Below are 17,016 nucleotides of genomic sequence, written 5' to 3'. Positions count from 1 at the left end.
TATATCTGATTTATATGATTATTTTGTTGTGTCGCGCAGCTTGAGTTTACTTGGGACATAGACTCTAAGTGGGATGGTTCTTCCGTCGCGCGCTTTCTCTATCAGAAGGTTAACACCTTGAATTCCCATCAGTTCAGAATGAATACGAACCGTTGATAAAGACGGGAAGGTAAACTTAGCGGTTGGGATGTCATTTACACTGATCAGCGCAATGTCTTCAGGAATGCGCAATCCGTGCTCATGAATCGCTCGTAAAACGCCAATAGCGATGGAATCTGATGCAATAAACATGGCTTTCGGGTAGCTCTCACTCTCTAGCATTTTCTTCGCTAGGTCGTAGCCCGACGAGCTAGAGAAGTCGCCGCGATAGATATCTTGCTCACTGACTACGTTCTTAAGGCCGCCGTACTCAGCAAAAGCCACTTCGCGAATGTCTGAAGTATTGATGTCGTCTTGTCCACCAATGAAACCAATGCGTTGATAACCTTGGTTAATGAAGAAGTTGGTGATCTCTTTGCTGATACGAGCAAGATCGATATCGACAGAATCATAAGGTTCTGAGTGATCAGTAAAGTCAACGTAGCAAATATTATCGGTCAGCTTTTTTGCTTGCTCGATAACTTCTTGTGTCATTCTACCGACTAATAAAATACCGGTAATATTGCTAGAGTTAACCTGTATTTTGCTTTCATAACAATTGGTTAGTCCAACTTCCATTTTTTCGCACTGAGTTTCAATACCATGGCGAATCGATAGGTAGTAAGGGTCATTAACCTCGGCTTCTTGCTTGTAGTTATACAAGGCAAGGAAGTGATGATTTTGTTTTTTACTGCTAACGGTTTTTCGTGAGCTGCTGGTTTTGTATTCCAGCTTCTCGGCAATTTCAAAGATACGCCTTTTGGTCTCTTCCTTGACGCTTAATGTAGGATCTTCATTGAGAACCCGTGAAACTGTAGCCAATGAAACATTTGCTTCAGTTGCGATATCTTTTAACGTTGCCATACTCACTTCCTGTTATTGGAACATTGCGTTGCTTGGAAAATACATCTTTAGTAAAAAATGCAATGCACCTCTTTATTCTACTGACCTATTGTAATCAAACTGGACGTCATTGCATTAACTTTTAGTAAAATAAATCCTCAACTCCCACCCTATATCGCAAATTCAACTATCTATAATTATCTTATTAAAATTCAATGGATTAGATGTAAATGCCCATTGGTTATTTCTATGTGTTGTTCTCTATGCTCTGTGAAAGTTAGTGTAAACGTTTACACTTCGTGGTTTTGATCACAGAATTGTAGCCAAAATGACTGCTACTATTTCTATAACACGGCGCCAATCCACCGAGTATGGGTTCGAATGATGCCAAGAATGACAACAAAAGAGAGGTTGATTGTGAAAGTACTGGTTACGGGCGGCATGGGTTACATCGGAAGTCATACATGCATTCAAATGATACAGGCAGGCATGGAACCAATCATTGTCGATAATCTTTGCAACAGTAAAGAGCTGGTACTGGAACGTATTGAATCGTTAACCGGTAAGCGACCAACTTTCTATCTTGGTGATATTCGTGATGAATCTTTTCTAGATAAGGTGTTTTCAGAAACCGACATTCAAGCGGTGATTCACTTTGCAGGTCTTAAAGCGGTTGGAGAATCGGTCGCTAAGCCTCTGGAATACTACGATAACAACGTCAATGGCTCATTGGTATTGGCGCGTAGTATGAAAAAAGCAGGCGTGAAAAGCATCGTATTTAGTTCTTCAGCAACGGTTTACGGCGATCCGGAGATTGTGCCAATTACCGAAAGCTCACCAACGGGTGACACGACCAACCCTTATGGCCGCAGCAAATACATGGTGGAAGAGTGTTTGAGCGATTTGTTCAACGCTGAAAACGACTGGAGCGTGACGTTATTGCGCTATTTTAACCCTGTTGGCGCACACCCATCAGGCACCATGGGCGAAGATCCACAAGGTATCCCAAACAACTTAATGCCGTTTATTGCTCAAGTGGCAGTAGGCCGAAGAGACAAGCTTTCTATCTTTGGAAACGATTACCCAACCGTTGATGGTACGGGCGTTCGTGACTACATCCACGTGATGGATTTAGCAGACGGTCACGTCGCCGCGTTAAAAGCGGTGGGCGAGAAAGCTGGCCTACATATTTACAATCTAGGCACTGGCAAGGGTTCGAGTGTACTTGAGATGGTAGAGGCCTTTGCACAAGCATCGGGCAAGCCTGTTCCTTACGAATTGTGTCCGCGTCGCGCTGGTGACATTGCCGAATGTTGGGCAAGCACAGAAAAAGCTGAACGCGAGCTAGGCTGGAAAGCGACACGCAGCGTGATGGAAATGACGGCAGATACGTGGAATTGGCAGTCGAATAACCCGAACGGCTATTCCCCTTCGTAATTGAAGCCGCAGCGTTGTTAGCTGCAACTCCAATTTCTTTGGGGAATACAGATGAAGAGAGATTCCAGATATCTCGAGCCTCGATTCTGGAATGACGAATTTTAAAACTACGATTTCTGAACGTCGTTCCCTACAGCGAGGAACGAGCGTGATAGGGAATCTCCTTGTAGAAGAATTATTCATCTTGGTGAATTGACCAAGACACAAAATTTGAGAGCAATCTAAACATGTCAAAAGTTGAATTTAATCCAGTAGATCATCCGCATCGTCGTTATAACCCATTAACGGGTCAGTGGGTTTTAGTATCGCCACACCGAGCAAAGCGCCCTTGGAGTGGCCAAGACGAAAAACCATCGACAGCGCAGCTTCCTGAGTACGAAAAAGAGTGCTTCTTGTGCCCAACTAACACGCGTATCTCTGGTGACGAAAATCCAGATTACGATGGTACTTATGTATTTAGTAATGATTTCGCGGCGTTGATGCCTGATTCACCTGACGCTCCAGAGTCTGAAAACCCTCTATTCAAGACTCAGGGTGTACGCGGGTTGAGCCGTGTTATCTGTTTCTCTCCAGACCACAGCAAAACGCTGCCAGAGTTACCGGTTAATAAAATCCGTGGTTTGATTGATACCTGGAACGAGCAGATTGAAGAGTTAGGTAAAGATTACCTGTGGGTTCAAGCGTTCGAAAACAAAGGCGAGGCGATGGGCTGCTCTCAGCCACATCCGCACGGCCAAATTTGGGCAAACAGCTTTCTGCCAAACGAGATTGAACGTAAAGAAAAGCTACTGAAAGAGTACTTCGATCAGCAAGGTTCGAACCTATTAGTGGATTACGTTGAAGCTGAAATGCAAGACGGCTCACGCACTGTGGTTGAAACTGAACATTGGATTGCTGTGGTTCCTTATTGGGCAGCGTGGCCATTTGAAACCATGTTGCTACCAAAAACACACATCCGCCGTATGAGTGAACTGACTGACGAGCAGCGTGATGATTTAGCACTTGCGATTAAGAAGCTGACGAGCCGTTACGACAACTTGTTCCAGTGTTCATTCCCGTACTCAATGGGCTGGCACTATGCGCCGTTCTTCGAAGAAGGCACCGACATCGATCATTGGCAACTGCACGCACTTTTTTACCCGCCGCTTCTACGCAGCGCATCGGTTCGTAAATTCATGGTGGGCTACGAAATGTTGGCAGAATCTCAACGCGACTTAACAGCAGAACAAGCCGCGCAACGTCTTCGTGATTTGAGCGACATTCACTACAAAGAGTTGTAATTCGTTGCTTTGTAGATAACAAGCAAGATTCTAGATTTCTTGTTCCTCGATTCTGGAAGGACGACAGGTGAGAAGCCTAGGAGCTTAAATTCCTAGGAGTTTATGAGCTTAGAAGCTGATGTTGTCATTCCCTATCGTGAGATACGAACGAGATAGGGAATCTAAAAGAATTAAAGTGGTGCCGTAAAGGGGCCATAACCAATTGATTAAAGAGTTTAAGCAGAGAGTTTACTTATGTCTGATCTAATCCAAAACGTGAAAGCGTCTTTTGAGCAAGTCCTTGGTTATCAAGCGACTCATATCGTGCAAGCTCCGGGTCGTGTGAACCTGATTGGTGAGCACACTGACTATAACGATGGTTTTGTTCTACCGTGTGCCATTAACTACCAAACGGTTGTTGCGGCAGCGAAGCGCGACGACAACATCGTTCGTGTTGTGTCGGTGGATTACGGCAATGCAGTCGATGAGTTTGACTTAACGCAAGAGATCACTTTCCAACAAGATAAGATGTGGTCGAACTACATTCGTGGTGTGGTGAAGTGCTTAAAAGGTCGTGGTTTTGAATTTACAGGTGCCGATATCTCTGTAACGGGCAACGTGCCTCAAGGTGCAGGTTTAAGTTCTTCTGCGGCACTAGAAGTTGTCATCGGTCAGACATTTAAGGTGTTGTATAACCTAGAGATCAGTCAGGCAGAAGTTGCTCTGAATGGTCAGCAAGCGGAAAACGAATTCGTTGGCTGTAACTGCGGCATCATGGATCAAATGATTTCAGCTGAAGGTCTTGCAAACCATGCGATGCTGTTGGATTGTCGTAGCCTAGAAACTCAAGCGGTTTCAATGCCTGAAGACATGGCGGTGGTTATCATCAATTCAAACAAGAAACGTGGTTTGGTCGACAGTGAATACAACACGCGTCGTGAACAATGTGAAGAAGCTGCACGCATCTTTGGTGTTCCAGCACTGCGTGATGTGACGATTGAACAGTTCAATGCCAAAGAGTCGGAACTTGATGAGATGGTCGCTAAGCGCGCTCGTCACGTGATTACGGAAAATGACCGTACGGTTGAAGCGGCTCAAGCTCTGCGCACTCATGATATGAAGCGTATGGGTGAGTTGATGGCAGAATCTCATGCTTCAATGCGAGACGATTTTGAAATCACAGTCAAAGAAGTCGACACATTGGTTGATATGGTCAAAGACGTGATTGGTGACCAAGGTGGCGTGCGCATGACGGGCGGTGGTTTTGGTGGTTGCATCGTGGCATTGGTTCCGCCCGCTTTAGTGGATGAAATTAAAACAACGGTAGAACAGAAATACCAAGCAGCGACTGGCCTAAAAGAATCGATTTATGTGTGCCAAGCGAAAGACGGCGCTGGCCTAATTGAAGTAATCTAACGGCTTCGCGATTTAGCGTTTCGAGATTTCATGCTTGAAAGATAGCGCTTACCAAGTAAAAAGATCATGGTAGGCCAAATGGTAAAGCCTTTGCTTAAATGTAGAGGCTTTTTGTTGGCACTAGGAAGGAATTTAGAATGACATCAGAGCAGAACTTGCATCAATCCATGACACAAACGGCAGCCTACGATGGTCAACCTGCTCAGTTAGTTACCTTGTCCAACAAGCATGGTATGCAAGTAACATTCATGGATATTGGCGCAACTTGGTTGAGTTGTATTTTGCCAGTAAAGGGAAATCAACGAGAAGTTCTGTTGGGTGTCGATTCAATGGAAAACTTTCAGAAACAAGCCAGTTATCTTGGTGCGACGGTCGGGCGTTATGCCAACCGTATTGCTAATGGTCGCTTTAAAATTGATGGCACGGGTTATAAGCTCGATGCGAATCAATCCGATAATACTTTACACGGTGGCTCAGATGGCTTTGATAAGCGCCGCTGGCAGTTAACCGCTCAAACACCGATGTCGGTTGTTTATAGTCTGGTGTCTGCTGATGGCGACCAAGGTTTCCCTGGGTTGCTGAATGTGTCTGTGAGCTACGAGTTAACCGAAGACAACCGAGTGTCTATCGAGTACTTTGCGACAACCGACAAAGCAACGGTCGTGAACCTAACTAACCACGCTTACTTTAATTTACTTGGCGCAAACAGCGATCACGATTGTTTGTCTCATATTGTCAGCATCAATGCCTCGCAATACCTACCGACGAATAAGGTGGGTATCCCATTAGGTAATTTGAAATCGGTGAAATCAACTAGCTTTGATTTCAATCAGCCTATGATGATCTCTGAACGCTTATTGGGTGATGAACAGCAAAAAGCGGCCAAAGGTTACGATCATTCTTTTCTATTAGCGGAAGGCTGTAAACGCGATCAATGTGCGGCTACAGTGACTTCGCCTGATGCACTTGTCACTCTGAAAGTCTTTTCAACCAAGCCTGCAATGCAGTTGTATACCGGTAATTGGTTGGGCGGAACACCTAATCGAAATGGTGGCTGCTACGAAGACTACGCAGGAATTGCATTGGAAACCCAGTTCTTACCCGACTCACCTAACCATCCAGAGTGGAAACAGGGTAGTTGTATTCTTAGGCCTGAACAAGAATACCGCTACCGAACCTGTTATCAGTTTGAATTTTCGGGGGATTATTCAAACTAGTTCGCTCTAGCTCAAAATGGTTTATGCCAAATTGGCGCCTAACAAAGGGAATTATTGTTGGGGAGAGAAAGGTAAGAAAGCCCTAACAGAATCACTTCTGTTAGGGCTTTTTTTGTATCCTATATTTGATGCTAACGGCTTAATGCTCAGAGGATTAGCAGGTTAGCGAGAGCAAGGAAGATACTGGTCTAGGATTAGACGACTTTCTCAACCGAGTTTCTACGAACCAGAGTCGGAGAGAACATCATCGGCTCTGATGATACGCCTTCACCTTTCGCTAGGACAAGTGCTAAGCGAGTCGCTTTTTCTGCCATCATTTGAATAGGGTAGCGGATCGTAGTCAGCTTAGGGTGAACATAACGGGCGATTAAGCCGTCATCGAAGCCAACAATAGAAACCTTGTCTGGCGCTTGAATACCGTTCTCATCAAGCACTGACAGCGCACCTGCTGCCATATAATCGTTGTAAGCGACAAGGCCTGTGATCGGCAGAGACTTGGTTAATAGGTTAGTCATCGCGTACTCACCACCATCACTGGTTGGTGCCGAACATTCGATATAGCTTTCAGATAACTCGATCTTGTAATCGCTTAATGCCGCTAGGTAGCCTTGCACACGTTCATCGGCATCTTCAATACTGTGTGAAGAGGCGATGCAGGCGATATTTTTGTGGCCATGACGAATCAGATATTCCGTGGCAAGGTATGCGCCTTTCTTGTTATCTAAGAAAATACAACGCTCAGCAATTTCGGCAATATAGCGATTGATTAACACAAGGCCCTTTACTTCTTTTGCGTAGGCGATGAGTTCTTCATCCGTTAATCCCTTTGAATGGATAACCAAGGCATCACAACGACTATTGATCAGCAGTTCAATGGCTTGTCTCTCTTCTTCACGATCGTGAGAGCCATTGCCGACAAGGATATGTTTACCATTTTCTCGCGCAACGTTATCAACCGCTTTTACCAGCGTGCCAAAGAAAGGATCGGAGATATCGCCGACCAAAACACCGATCGTGTTGGTACTTTGGCTGACTAACGCACGAGCATTCGCATTAGGGCGGTAACCCAGTTTAACCATCGCTTTGGTGACGGACTCAATCGAGCTTGCGCTTGCCTTCGGAGACTTATTTACGACTCGAGATACGGTTGCAACAGAAACACCAGCTTCTTTTGCGACATCCTTGATTGTTGCCATTAGGGACCTTTCTTGGGCTAAAAAAATGTTAACTGAAGTATTAAACACCCATTGTGTAATAAGTGCAATTGGTCTCTTTTTTATATTTTGTTGTGGTTCTCTTAGTATATGAATTTATTAGCAATATATGAAATGTAAACGTTATCTTTAGTGGGGCAAGTAGGAAAGAGGGAAGTCGTTAGATTGTGAGATTGTTTAACAGCTAAAACATCTGAAACAGCGAAAATCGCGGTCAACAAAGTCGACCACGAATTAGATAGCGAAAACGTCAGTCTCCGCTCTTGGCGAATTGTATTGGTCTTGGACTAGTTATTGTTCATCCAGTCGACCATTTGAGTTTTGTAAACATCACTGTTGCCACCGAAAACAGCCTGTACGCCAGTGCCTACTCTTACCACACCTGCAGCGCCGAGCTGTTTCAGCTTCGCTTCGTCGACTTTGTCTTGCTCGACGATTTGGATTCTTAAGCGCGTAATGCAAGCGTCAGTGCTCAAGATGTTCTGCTTACCACCAAACGCGTTCACCAATTCACTGGCGAATTCAGAGCTGGTGTCGTTGATGATTGTGCTGTCGTCTTGCTTTTCGCGACCTGGCGTTTTCAAGTCGAACGTCTTGATAAACCAAGTGAACACAACGTAGTAAAGTGCCGCGTATGCCAGACCTAGAGGAATGATCATCCAACCTTTGGTTGAGATACCGAAGAAGGTCACATAGTCGATTAAACCCGCACTAAAGCTATAGCCGTGTTTAACACCCAATAGAATACATAGTGGGTAAGCAAGGCCAGCAATGATCGCGTGAATCACGTAGAGCAAGGGTGAGATGAACATGAACGCAAATTCGATTGGCTCGGTGATGCCCGTCAGGAATGACGTCAGTGCTGCAGAAATCATGATCCCCATAACCTTGGTACGGTTCTCTGGTTTCGCTGCGCGACCAATCGCGATGGCTGCGGCAGGGAGGCCAAACATCTTGAATAAGAAGCCACCCGCTAGGTTTCCGGCATTCGGATCTCCGGCGAAGAAACGTGGGATTTCACCGTGGAATACTTGGCCAGCAGAGTTAATGAATTCACCCGTTTGCAGCTGAATAATCACGTTGATAACGTGGTGCAAACCAAATGGAATCAATGCACGTTCAGCGGTGCCATAAGCCCAAAATGCCATCAGTGGGTTTTGTTCTTGCCCAAGCGCCAAACCAATCAATACCTGCGCCAATCGGCTGCCAGATAAAGGCAATCGCGATACCCAAGAACAACATAGAAAATGAGGTCACGATTGGGACAAAGCGCTTACCCGCAAAGAAGGCCAAGTAGGCTGGCATCTTAATGGTGTAAAAGCGGTTAAACATATAGGCGCCAACGGCACCAGAGATGATGCCGCCCAGTACGCCAGTATCTATATGGTCAACACCAAGTACGCCCGCCATTACTTTCAGTGTCGCTACCAAAACGTAATAACCGATACCTGCCGCTACCGCACCAACACCGTCATTGTTGGTGAATGAAATCGCTACACCTAATGCAAAAATCAGTGGCAGGTTACCGAAGACAGCGCCACCGGCTTCTGCCATTAATTCTGAAACGACAGGCGGGATTATCCCAAATTGCGCCGAGCCAATACCCAATAAAATACCTGCAGCGGGCATTGAGGCTATGGGCAACATCAAGGCTTTACCGACCTTAGACAGGTTGGCAAAAAAGTTAGCAAACATAAATATACTCCAATTTGTTATATAAAATTTTGGGGCGCAATATCATCGGTGAGTCATGGCAAAAGGGGGATTAGCGATAGCAGCGAGATTATGGTTTGCAGGGGGTAGGAGCATAAACATAAAGTAGGTTGCTATCGCTAAAGCTTTTAAAGTGTGAATTTGCCAGTGGTGGAGGGAGGCTTTTCTTGTGAATGCTTTTTTGCACTCAACAATCGATGAATTATCTTTGCCTGAATTACTCAACCGTAGCGCTGCGCTAGAATCTGAGGCTATTTTTGCTAAAAATGAGGCAGGAAAAAAGAGCGTAATTTTTAGGTTTTGAGTTCCTTATAACGAAGTTTTTAGACCTTTTTACTTGAGTTAGGTACTGGTGAACTAATATAAGGAACTCAAACTTAGCTTTGGAGTGCCTGTTTTGGAGAGCATTAACCTTTTTCGATACTACGAACGCCTAGAAGAATTTGAATTGTTGGTTGAGCATGCCGTCACGCTTGCTGAGACCGCAGGCAAGATGTGCACCAGCCCAAGACATGCGCGCGCGATTCTTAAACAGATGAGTGAGTTAAAGTGGATTGCTTGGATACCACGAGTAGGGCGAAATCAGCGTTCGACTCTCATTCGTCGCATCGACCGCACCGAGGTGAAGCGCTCGATTGCATTGGAGTGGATCAAAGAGAGCAAATACGACCGCGCTCTGGAGTTTCTTGAATACAACCAAGTGGTTTTCGAACAATTATTGAAGCAGACTTCTGGAGCGCAAGTGACAGAAGGTAAAGTGAGTGTGCAACTGACTTATAATCGCCCGTTTGCTTCTCTCTCCCCAACAAAGCCGCATCGCAATAGCGAGCGCTATTTGATTCGTCAGATCCATTCTTGTTTGGTTTCAATGAGCCCTGAGGGTGAGTTAATTCCCAATATTGCACACCATTGGGAAGCGGATGAAAATTGGAAAGTATGGACGTTTTATCTTCGTACCTCTGTGAGATTTCATTCTGGTGACAAGGTAGATGCTGAGGTTGTCTCGCAACTGTTGCTTGAGTTGCAAGCACTTCCTTACTATCAAAATGAACTCGACCACCTTGAAGCCATCACGGTTGAAACCCCTTATCGATTTTCTGTTCAACTCAGTCGCAGTGACAAGGGCTTTGCTGCGTTAATGAGTGACTTAAAATATTCGCTTCAACCTCGGGAGCAACTCAAAAACTCATCATCTAATGTTGTCGGTTGCGGCATCTTTGCCCTTGAACAGCACTCAGACAGCAAGCTGACCCTAGCGGCTAATGAGCATTTTCATGGTTTCCGATCTCTGACGGATAAAGTGACGATTTGGTCTTTAAACACGGCCTCGGCGAACCATGAGCAAGCCTCGGGCGATTCACAGGCGCTTCCTGACACAGAGCAGTACTCTAAGAAAATCATCACCAACGCGAGCAGTGAGTCCAATGAGAGCGCATTGGAAAGCAGCAATACGCCAGACTCGCAACAGACCGCATTAAGAGCTCGAATAGAGGAAGGGTGTCTGTTTGTTATTTTCAATCAGAACAACTCAAGCTTGTCTTACCTTCAGCGTCGTTGGTTGAGTGAACAACTCAATGGAGAGGGAATCTGGCGTCAGCTCGAACTCAATGAAACGACATTTGGAGCCGAAATAGCGCACAATTTTTTTCCTTTCTGGCATAACGTTAAACACATCAGAAGCCAACCGATCGAATTGCCTAGATCCGTTCAGATTGCCTGCTATTCACATTTAGGTGTTCAACGCAGTGCCAAAGCAGCGGTGCAAATATTGGCGAGAGAGGGTATTGAAGCGCAGATAAACCTCTACTCATTTGAAACCTTTATAGAGAAAGCACAGGGTGATGGTTTCAGTGAAGAGATCGTCTTAAGTAGCCTCAACCTTGATGACAATCGCCAAGTATCGGCTCTGTTGTACTTTTTGAGCGATCCTGTGCTGCATGCCAAGATTGGAGCTGATGTGAGTGAATGGCTGGTGGCTGGTGGCTGAACTTAACCGTATCCGAGAAGACTTCTCACCCAATGAATACCTCAATCAGCTCGAGCAACTGGGCTCTGTGCTTATTTACGAAGGTTTGATTACTCCGATGCTCCACCATAGGCAAACACTCAGCTTTCTCGATATCTTTAAAGGCGTGGAGATCACGGCTTGGGGTTGGCCAAAATTGAGTGAGATTTGGTAACAGTCGCTGACAACTTTTATGATCTTTACTTATCAGAATGAGATCTTTACCGCTTGTAATTATTAGGCTTACTGCTAGTGTTAGATTTGTGTTTTACTGAATTTTAGTAAATTATCAGTAAGTGAAAAAATAAATCAATATAGGAAGTGAGAAATGGATACTGTCTCTTATGGTGACTTTGCTAAGTTAGAAATGCGAGTGGGTAAGATCATCGAAGTTGTGCGTCATGAAAACGCAGACAAGCTGTACATCGTGCAGGTGGATGTGGGTGAGAAGACGCTACAAACAGTGACCAGCCTAGTCCCTTATTACACAGAAGAAGAGTTGATGGGCAAGCAGGTTGTTGTGTTGTGTAATTTAGCGAAAGCCAAGATGAGAGGCCATACTTCTGAATGCATGTTGCTGTGTGCGGAAACGGATGATGAATCTGAAAGCGTATTGTTGACACCTGAACGTGCGATGCCAGCGGGTATTCGAGTGGTTTAAGTTGTCTCGTTTGGTCGGTGAGCCTATTCGTTATAAGCTCATCGACTTATCTGCTCTCAAAGCTCCAAATTATCGAAGCTCCAAAATTACCAAAGCTCTCAAAGACTAACTACGAACGGTCAGTATCAAGCCATCGATTACACTGTGGTGGTGATCAGAAACGCCAGCAAGATTGCCGTATTTGGGCTGGTGGCGATCATTTTCTAATGGATGGTGCCAACCCTGCGTATGTTCCACAAAATGCGCGGCAAAGCTTTCAGACACTTCTAAACATCCTGCCATAACGGTATCCACATAGGTTTGGACGATAGGGCTGTTTTCACAAGGCGCTTGAATCTCGTCTTTGATGTATACCCAAATCGATTGCTCCTGCTTGAACTCAGTTTGGCTCTCTATCTGATCGGCTTTGAGTTCGATTCTGTGATAACCACGCTCACGACGATCAAATTCAGCCAATGCAACATCATCGACTTCAAGCAAAACACCATTCACTTGTCCCTCACCAAGATTGACGATCAAAGGTGATAAAACATAGCTGTCATCGATCTTACTCCAGTGACGCACTAAGCCATGAACAATCGCAGGGATCGCTTGCCCAGTTTGACCGGTAAGTTGACGTGAAGAAGAGTTGATCAAGCTGCCATAACCAAAAATATACATCGCGTTCCTTATCTGAGTTCTTCCATTTAAGTCTAGTCTTACTATATGTGTCGCCATGGCAAAAGTCAGTAAGTTTCTATTTGTACACGCATAGGTCTTTATGACTCCTTTGGTTGTGTTTTTTAGACTTGTTTATTGGCGGGTGAACTCTGCGAGTGTTTGTTTTTACTGGCTTTATCTATTTGGCTCGTTTCATGCAATGTGATCAGCATATTGCATCGATTCCGATGCACACCAAATTTGGTTTAGGTAACCCCTTGACCGTTTATCTGAGAATTAGGAGTGAGTTTGTTAAATATCACAGATAAAAGTGTAGAAGACGCGATTCCAGCTTACCTGCGTTTAGGCTTTCGACCTTTCTTTTTTCTCGGCAGTCTCTATGCCGTGATTGCCATTGTGGCGTGGGTCATCATGTTTCAAAACGGTCAGCCTGAGATATTAACAGTGCCAGCGCTGTGGTGGCACGTACACGAAATGTTATTTGGTTTTGCCATGGCGATTGTTGTGGGTTTTGTTTTAACCGCCGTACAAACGTGGACTGGCGTCAATGGCACCAAGCATCATCGATTAGCCGTGTTAGTCGGCTTGTGGTTGGTGCCTCGTATCTTGTTTTGGACACCAGCGCCGTTATGGTTGATCTCATCGGTTGAGGCGCTGTTCTTAATCTTCGCCGCTTATGAGATTGGATTTCGAGTTGTAAAATCGAAAGGGTGGAAGAACCTGTTCTTTATTCCGTTGTTTGTATTGGCTATCGTGGCTAACTTTGCGAGCTACGCGACCATTAAGGGTATGCCTCCATTCCCGTCGGCTGCGGTATGGCAAGCGATGTTGTGGTGGTTTACCTTGCTATTGTCTGTAATGGGCGGGCGAGTGATTCCATTCTTCACGGCACGTCGTTTTGATTTTGAAAAAGCACAGCCATTGGTTTGGTTGGAATGGCTAGCGAATCTACCTTTGGTTGGCTTATTTGTGTTGAGTTTCTTCCCACTGAGCTTTGCTCAAGTCGGTAATGAGTTGATGGTTTTTGCGGGTGTGACTCAGTTGGTGCGCTTTGTTCGTTGGAAGCCTTGGACGACGTTATCTGAGCCATTGGTGTGGTCACTGCATGCGGCTTACTTGTGTATCCCTTTAAGCTTACTGTTACGTGGTCTGTTAGATAACCCATTTGCCAGCCATAACATGCTGCACCTGTTTGCGATTGGCGGTTTGAGTGGCCTGATTCTCGCTATGATTACTCGTGTGACCATGGGACACACAGGTCGTGCTATTTACAAAGGGCCAAGCATGGCGTTAGCGTTCGCAGCAATTTTCATTGCCGCGTTAGTGCGTAGTTTGGGTGTGACTTTCTTCCCTGCATACTTGTTTGAGATGGTCAATATCAGCGCAGGTTTATGGACGCTGGCGTTCGGTTTGTTTATTTGGAAATTCGGCATGATGTTATTAACCCCGCGAGTGGATGGTCACCCAGGGTAATCAGTACATTGATTAAGCTTACTCGTTAAGCCTGTAGATAATGAAAGGGAAGCAATGAGCTTCCCTTTTTTGGTCGTGTTGAAAAGTGCACTGTTTCTACTGGCTCGTTAAGTATTATCTATTAGCTCGTTAAGTATTCACGATTAGATAATGGTGCACTTGCGCGGTGAGCTTTTGTCGAACTTGAGGGGAAACAAAGCTCGCTTCAATGGCATTCATACTGAACTGTGCTAATTCGTTTTTCGTCAATGGATGAGCATTGGCGACAGCCAGGAAGTTATCATTCATGTACCCTCCAAAGTAAGCTGGGTCATCGGAATTGATGGTGACGCACAGCCCTTTTCTTAATAGTTCTACGATGTTGTGTTGCTGCATGGTGTCGAAGACCTTGAGCTTGGTGTTCGACAACGGACAAACCGTCAGTGGGATACGCTTCGCAGCCAGCTCTTCCATCAGTTCAGGGTCTTCTGCACAACGAACCCCGTGGTCAATTCGCGTGATGCCTAGCAAGCTCAAAGAGTCACTAATATTTTGCGCTGGTCCTTCTTCCCCTGCATGTGCCACGGTTAGGAAACCTTGGTTGATGGCCTCTTGAAAGACATGCTTAAACTTTTCTGGTGGGTTGCCTTGCTCCGATGAATCTAGCCCAACGGCTATGATTTTATCTTTATAGGGAAGGGCTTGTTTGAGAGTCTCGAACGCGCTGTCTTCATCAAGGTGGCGCAGAAAGCACATGATCAGTTGGCTACTTATCCCAAGTTCCTGTTCGGCTTGTTGTAAAGCTTGAGTGATGCCACCAACAACCGTGTCGAAACCTATTCCACGCTCGGTGTGAGTCTGTGGGTCAAAAAAGATTTCGGTGTGAACTACGTTGTCTTGCTGGCATTTTAGTAGGTAAGCCCAAGTCAGGTCATAGAAATCCTGCTGGTGGAGTAGCACGTTGGCGCCTTGGTAATAGATATCGAGGAAGGATTGCAGGTTGTGAAATTGATAGGCTTCGCGAACTTGGTCTGGGTTCTCATAGGGAATCGACACGTTATTTCGCTTGGCGAGTTCGAACATCAACTCGGGTTCTAGTGTGCCTTCTATGTGTAAGTGCAGCTCAACCTTCGGTAAATTTTTGATGAAGCTATCCATAGCAACTCCTTAGCTATTTTAATTATGGGCGGAGTAGGTGAGATATTAGTGCCTATTGATATTAAGTCTTAGGCGATTCATTTATCTCTGTTTGAGCATAGTCCATTTCATTGTTGTCGATAAAACAGCGCTGAAATTGCTGGTGAGTAGAGGGTTATGGAGGAATTGAAATGAGCCGCAAAGGATTTGCAGCAATGGAGTGTGATCTGCTGCAAATATTTGCAGCAATACTCATTGATTTGTGCTCTAATACCGCGCTTACCAAGGGATGGTGTTAAAAGATGCTCACTTAGATGGAGTTATCAAAGTTGACCGATCCCTTAATGATCTCCCTTAGGAATAAATAGAACATGTCTAAGAACAAAAAATTTGATATCCGCCTTACAGAAAAACGCAACGGTTGGTGTGCAGAGATTACTCGTCAAGTAACGTCTCGCAGCACAACAGTATCTAAGCGTGAAGCTGGTTTCGAAACTGAAGCTCTAGCACAAGAGTGGGCAGAGAAAGAACTGGCTTCTTTCATTGCAAACCAAGCTGAGCGTAACGATCGTAAATCAGAGCAACGTAAAGAGCGTGATGAAATTCGTCACACTAAAGAGCTTAAAGCTGAGCAAGCGCGTGAAGCACGTGCAAAAGCTCGCGCAGAAGAGCTAGACGACGAGTAAGTCGCAATAATTTATGCTCTTCTTGTTTGAAGAAGAGCAGAAAAAAGCCCCAATATAGTCACCTATATTGGGGCTTTTGCATTTCTGAGCGTTATTCAGCGAACTGACTCTGCAAACTTAGTTGTTCAGCGCAGTTAGCCAATCGTCTTCTGCCACTTCTTCAATGTAGCTCTCTACTGATTGTCCTACCTCTTCATCGTCTTGCTTAAAGTAAGCGATGTGGAAAACAGCATCACCTTCGTTTACCAAAGGTAGAGTTTGCTGACCAATTACGATACCGCCTTTGGTTGTGATTACTTGGCCTTCTTGGTGACCTAATGGAGAGCTGATGTAAGCAAGGGTTTGCCCTGCTTCAACCTGTTCGCCCAGTCTTACCATGTTACGCAAAATACCGTCTGATTCAGCGCGGATCCAGCTGGTGGATTTACTCAATACTGGCTCTGGTAACTTCTTACGGTTAGGGCGCAGCATGCCGATTTCTTTCATCACTTGGTGCACGCCAAGGTAACCCGCACGAATCGCTAGGTGATCGAAACGCAGTGCTTCACCACCTTCGTAAGTTAATACAGGGATACCAAGTTTTTCTGCTTCGCTACGAAGTGAACCGTCACGCAGTGGTGAATCAATGATCACTGGTGTTGCGAACGCTTTCGCGATGCGCAGTGTTTCTGGGTTTGATAGGTTTGCACGAATCTGTGGCAGATTGGTACGGTGAATCGCGCCCGTGTGTAGATCCAGAATGTAATCACAGTGTTTCGCCACGTTCTCGAAGAAGGTGTGAGCGATGCGTGATGTTAGTGACCCCTTCTCACTGCCTGGGAAGCAACGGTTTAGGTCACGACGATCTGGTAGATAACGAGATTTATGGATAAAACCAAACACGTTAACGATAGGCACAACAATCAGCGTACCTTTCAGCTTCTTAGGTTCAATAGCATTGGTTAGCTGTCTTGCGATTTCGACGCCGTTTAGCTCATCACCGTGGATCGCCGCGTTCACCATCAGTGTTGGGCCTGATTGACGACCGTGAATGATTTCAATCGGGATCGAAAGTGGAGAATGGGTATAAAGCTGAGCTGCTTGCAGTTCAATCTCCATTCGTTGTCCTGGCTGAACAGTATAACCAAGTAATTCGAATGGTTGATTAGGTTTTAGTCTTGCCATTTAGGTTGTTCTCA

At 45.3% G+C, this 17,016-nt stretch carries 14 protein-coding genes and 1 pseudogene; 9 read left to right on the top strand and 6 right to left on the bottom strand.

Going from position 1 to position 17,016, the window contains the following annotated elements; all coding sequences use genetic code 11:
* Positions 1–18: 18 nt before the first annotated feature.
* Positions 19–1,002, bottom strand: coding sequence for a transcriptional regulator EbgR (gene ebgR, locus IHV80_RS12755; protein WP_192889283.1), 984 nt, complete (start codon positions 1,000–1,002; stop codon positions 19–21).
* 396 nt (positions 1,003–1,398) lie between these two features.
* On the opposite strand from ebgR, the gene galE reads away from it, so the two are divergent.
* The 4 genes from galE to galM all read left to right on the top strand — a co-directional run bounded on the left by galE (position 1,399) and on the right by galM (position 6,310).
* On the top strand, positions 1,399–2,418 hold the full coding sequence (gene galE / locus IHV80_RS12750) for a UDP-glucose 4-epimerase GalE (RefSeq protein ID WP_192890770.1): 1,020 nt from the start codon (positions 1,399–1,401) through the stop codon (positions 2,416–2,418).
* Positions 2,419–2,645: 227 nt separating this feature from the next.
* Positions 2,646–3,698: a UDP-glucose--hexose-1-phosphate uridylyltransferase gene (locus IHV80_RS12745; protein ID WP_192889282.1), complete on the top strand. Its 1,053-nt coding sequence runs from the start codon at positions 2,646–2,648 to the stop codon at positions 3,696–3,698.
* A 234-nt stretch (positions 3,699–3,932) separates the two neighbouring features.
* The gene (gene galK, locus IHV80_RS12740) at positions 3,933–5,093 is read left to right on the top strand and encodes a galactokinase (RefSeq protein WP_192889281.1); all 1,161 of its coding nucleotides are present in this window, start codon (positions 3,933–3,935) and stop codon (positions 5,091–5,093) included.
* 137 nt (positions 5,094–5,230) lie between these two features.
* Complete coding sequence (gene galM, locus IHV80_RS12735; RefSeq protein ID WP_192889280.1) at positions 5,231–6,310, top strand: galactose-1-epimerase; 1,080 nt, start codon at positions 5,231–5,233, stop codon at positions 6,308–6,310.
* A 194-nt stretch (positions 6,311–6,504) separates the two neighbouring features.
* Here galM and IHV80_RS12730 read toward each other — a convergent pair whose 3' ends face one another.
* Both IHV80_RS12730 and ptsG read right to left on the bottom strand, forming a co-directional pair.
* Entirely contained in the window at positions 6,505–7,506 is a 1,002-nt protein-coding gene (locus IHV80_RS12730) for a substrate-binding domain-containing protein (protein ID WP_192889279.1), read from the bottom strand.
* Between the two features lie 305 nt (positions 7,507–7,811).
* Positions 7,812–9,219: pseudogene (ptsG, locus tag IHV80_RS12725) on the bottom strand (PTS glucose transporter subunit IIBC).
* Between the two features lie 415 nt (positions 9,220–9,634).
* On the opposite strand from ptsG, the gene IHV80_RS12720 reads away from it, so the two are divergent.
* The 3 genes from IHV80_RS12720 to IHV80_RS12715 all read left to right on the top strand — a co-directional run bounded on the left by IHV80_RS12720 (position 9,635) and on the right by IHV80_RS12715 (position 11,903).
* The gene (locus IHV80_RS12720; RefSeq protein ID WP_226088495.1) at positions 9,635–11,224 is read left to right on the top strand and encodes an SgrR family transcriptional regulator; all 1,590 of its coding nucleotides are present in this window, start codon (positions 9,635–9,637) and stop codon (positions 11,222–11,224) included.
* Complete coding sequence (locus IHV80_RS25220; protein WP_226088494.1) at positions 11,199–11,417, top strand: hypothetical protein; 219 nt, start codon at positions 11,199–11,201, stop codon at positions 11,415–11,417. Before IHV80_RS12720 ends, IHV80_RS25220 begins: the two co-directional genes overlap by 26 nt.
* A 153-nt stretch (positions 11,418–11,570) precedes the next feature.
* The gene (locus tag IHV80_RS12715) at positions 11,571–11,903 is read left to right on the top strand and encodes a tRNA-binding protein (RefSeq protein ID WP_102437284.1); all 333 of its coding nucleotides are present in this window, start codon (positions 11,571–11,573) and stop codon (positions 11,901–11,903) included.
* A gap of 105 nt (positions 11,904–12,008) precedes the next feature.
* Here IHV80_RS12715 and IHV80_RS12710 read toward each other — a convergent pair whose 3' ends face one another.
* Entirely contained in the window at positions 12,009–12,563 is a 555-nt protein-coding gene (locus IHV80_RS12710) for a gamma-glutamylcyclotransferase family protein (RefSeq protein WP_192889278.1), read from the bottom strand.
* A gap of 288 nt (positions 12,564–12,851) precedes the next feature.
* Between IHV80_RS12710 and IHV80_RS12705 the strand changes: the two genes are divergently transcribed.
* Positions 12,852–14,036 carry an NnrS family protein gene (locus tag IHV80_RS12705; protein WP_192889277.1) on the top strand — a complete coding sequence of 395 codons (1,185 nt, stop codon included), beginning with the start codon at positions 12,852–12,854 and terminating at the stop codon, positions 14,034–14,036.
* A 129-nt stretch (positions 14,037–14,165) separates the two neighbouring features.
* Here IHV80_RS12705 and IHV80_RS12700 read toward each other — a convergent pair whose 3' ends face one another.
* Entirely contained in the window at positions 14,166–15,173 is a 1,008-nt protein-coding gene (locus IHV80_RS12700; protein ID WP_192889276.1) for an adenosine deaminase, read from the bottom strand.
* A 350-nt stretch (positions 15,174–15,523) separates the two neighbouring features.
* Here IHV80_RS12700 and IHV80_RS12695 point away from each other — a divergent pair, with 350 nt between their 5' ends.
* Positions 15,524–15,838 (top strand): DUF3622 domain-containing protein, encoded by a 315-nt coding sequence (locus tag IHV80_RS12695; RefSeq protein WP_102437292.1) that lies wholly within the window; start codon positions 15,524–15,526, stop codon positions 15,836–15,838.
* Between the two features lie 117 nt (positions 15,839–15,955).
* Here the strand turns inward: IHV80_RS12695 and IHV80_RS12690 are convergent, their stop codons facing one another.
* On the bottom strand, positions 15,956–17,002 hold the full coding sequence (locus IHV80_RS12690) for a succinylglutamate desuccinylase/aspartoacylase family protein (protein ID WP_192889275.1): 1,047 nt from the start codon (positions 17,000–17,002) through the stop codon (positions 15,956–15,958).
* Between the last annotated feature and the right edge of the window lie 14 nt (positions 17,003–17,016).

Source organism: Vibrio bathopelagicus (assembly GCF_014879975.1).
In the GTDB taxonomy this organism is placed as follows: domain Bacteria; phylum Pseudomonadota; class Gammaproteobacteria; order Enterobacterales; family Vibrionaceae; genus Vibrio; species Vibrio bathopelagicus.
Note: the sequence above shows the minus strand (reverse complement) of the source record. Positions and strands in the feature narration are given on the sequence as shown.

What these genes read in the sequence shown, in the direction of transcription:
- IHV80_RS12710 (WP_192889278.1), bottom strand. Translation starts at nt 12,563, where the DNA reads ATGTATATTTTTGGTTATGGCAGCTTGATCAACTCTTCTTCACGTCAA.
- ebgR (WP_192889283.1), bottom strand. Translation starts at nt 1,002, where the DNA reads ATGGCAACGTTAAAAGATATCGCAACTGAAGCAAATGTTTCATTGGCT.
- IHV80_RS12715 (WP_102437284.1), top strand. Translation starts at nt 11,571, where the DNA reads ATGGATACTGTCTCTTATGGTGACTTTGCTAAGTTAGAAATGCGAGTG.
- IHV80_RS12730 (WP_192889279.1), bottom strand. Translation starts at nt 7,506, where the DNA reads ATGGCAACAATCAAGGATGTCGCAAAAGAAGCTGGTGTTTCTGTTGCA.
- IHV80_RS12700 (WP_192889276.1), bottom strand. Translation starts at nt 15,173, where the DNA reads ATGGATAGCTTCATCAAAAATTTACCGAAGGTTGAGCTGCACTTACAC.
- galM (WP_192889280.1), top strand. Translation starts at nt 5,231, where the DNA reads ATGACATCAGAGCAGAACTTGCATCAATCCATGACACAAACGGCAGCC.
- IHV80_RS12690 (WP_192889275.1), bottom strand. Translation starts at nt 17,002, where the DNA reads ATGGCAAGACTAAAACCTAATCAACCATTCGAATTACTTGGTTATACT.
- IHV80_RS12695 (WP_102437292.1), top strand. Translation starts at nt 15,524, where the DNA reads ATGTCTAAGAACAAAAAATTTGATATCCGCCTTACAGAAAAACGCAAC.
- IHV80_RS12745 (WP_192889282.1), top strand. Translation starts at nt 2,646, where the DNA reads ATGTCAAAAGTTGAATTTAATCCAGTAGATCATCCGCATCGTCGTTAT.
- galK (WP_192889281.1), top strand. Translation starts at nt 3,933, where the DNA reads ATGTCTGATCTAATCCAAAACGTGAAAGCGTCTTTTGAGCAAGTCCTT.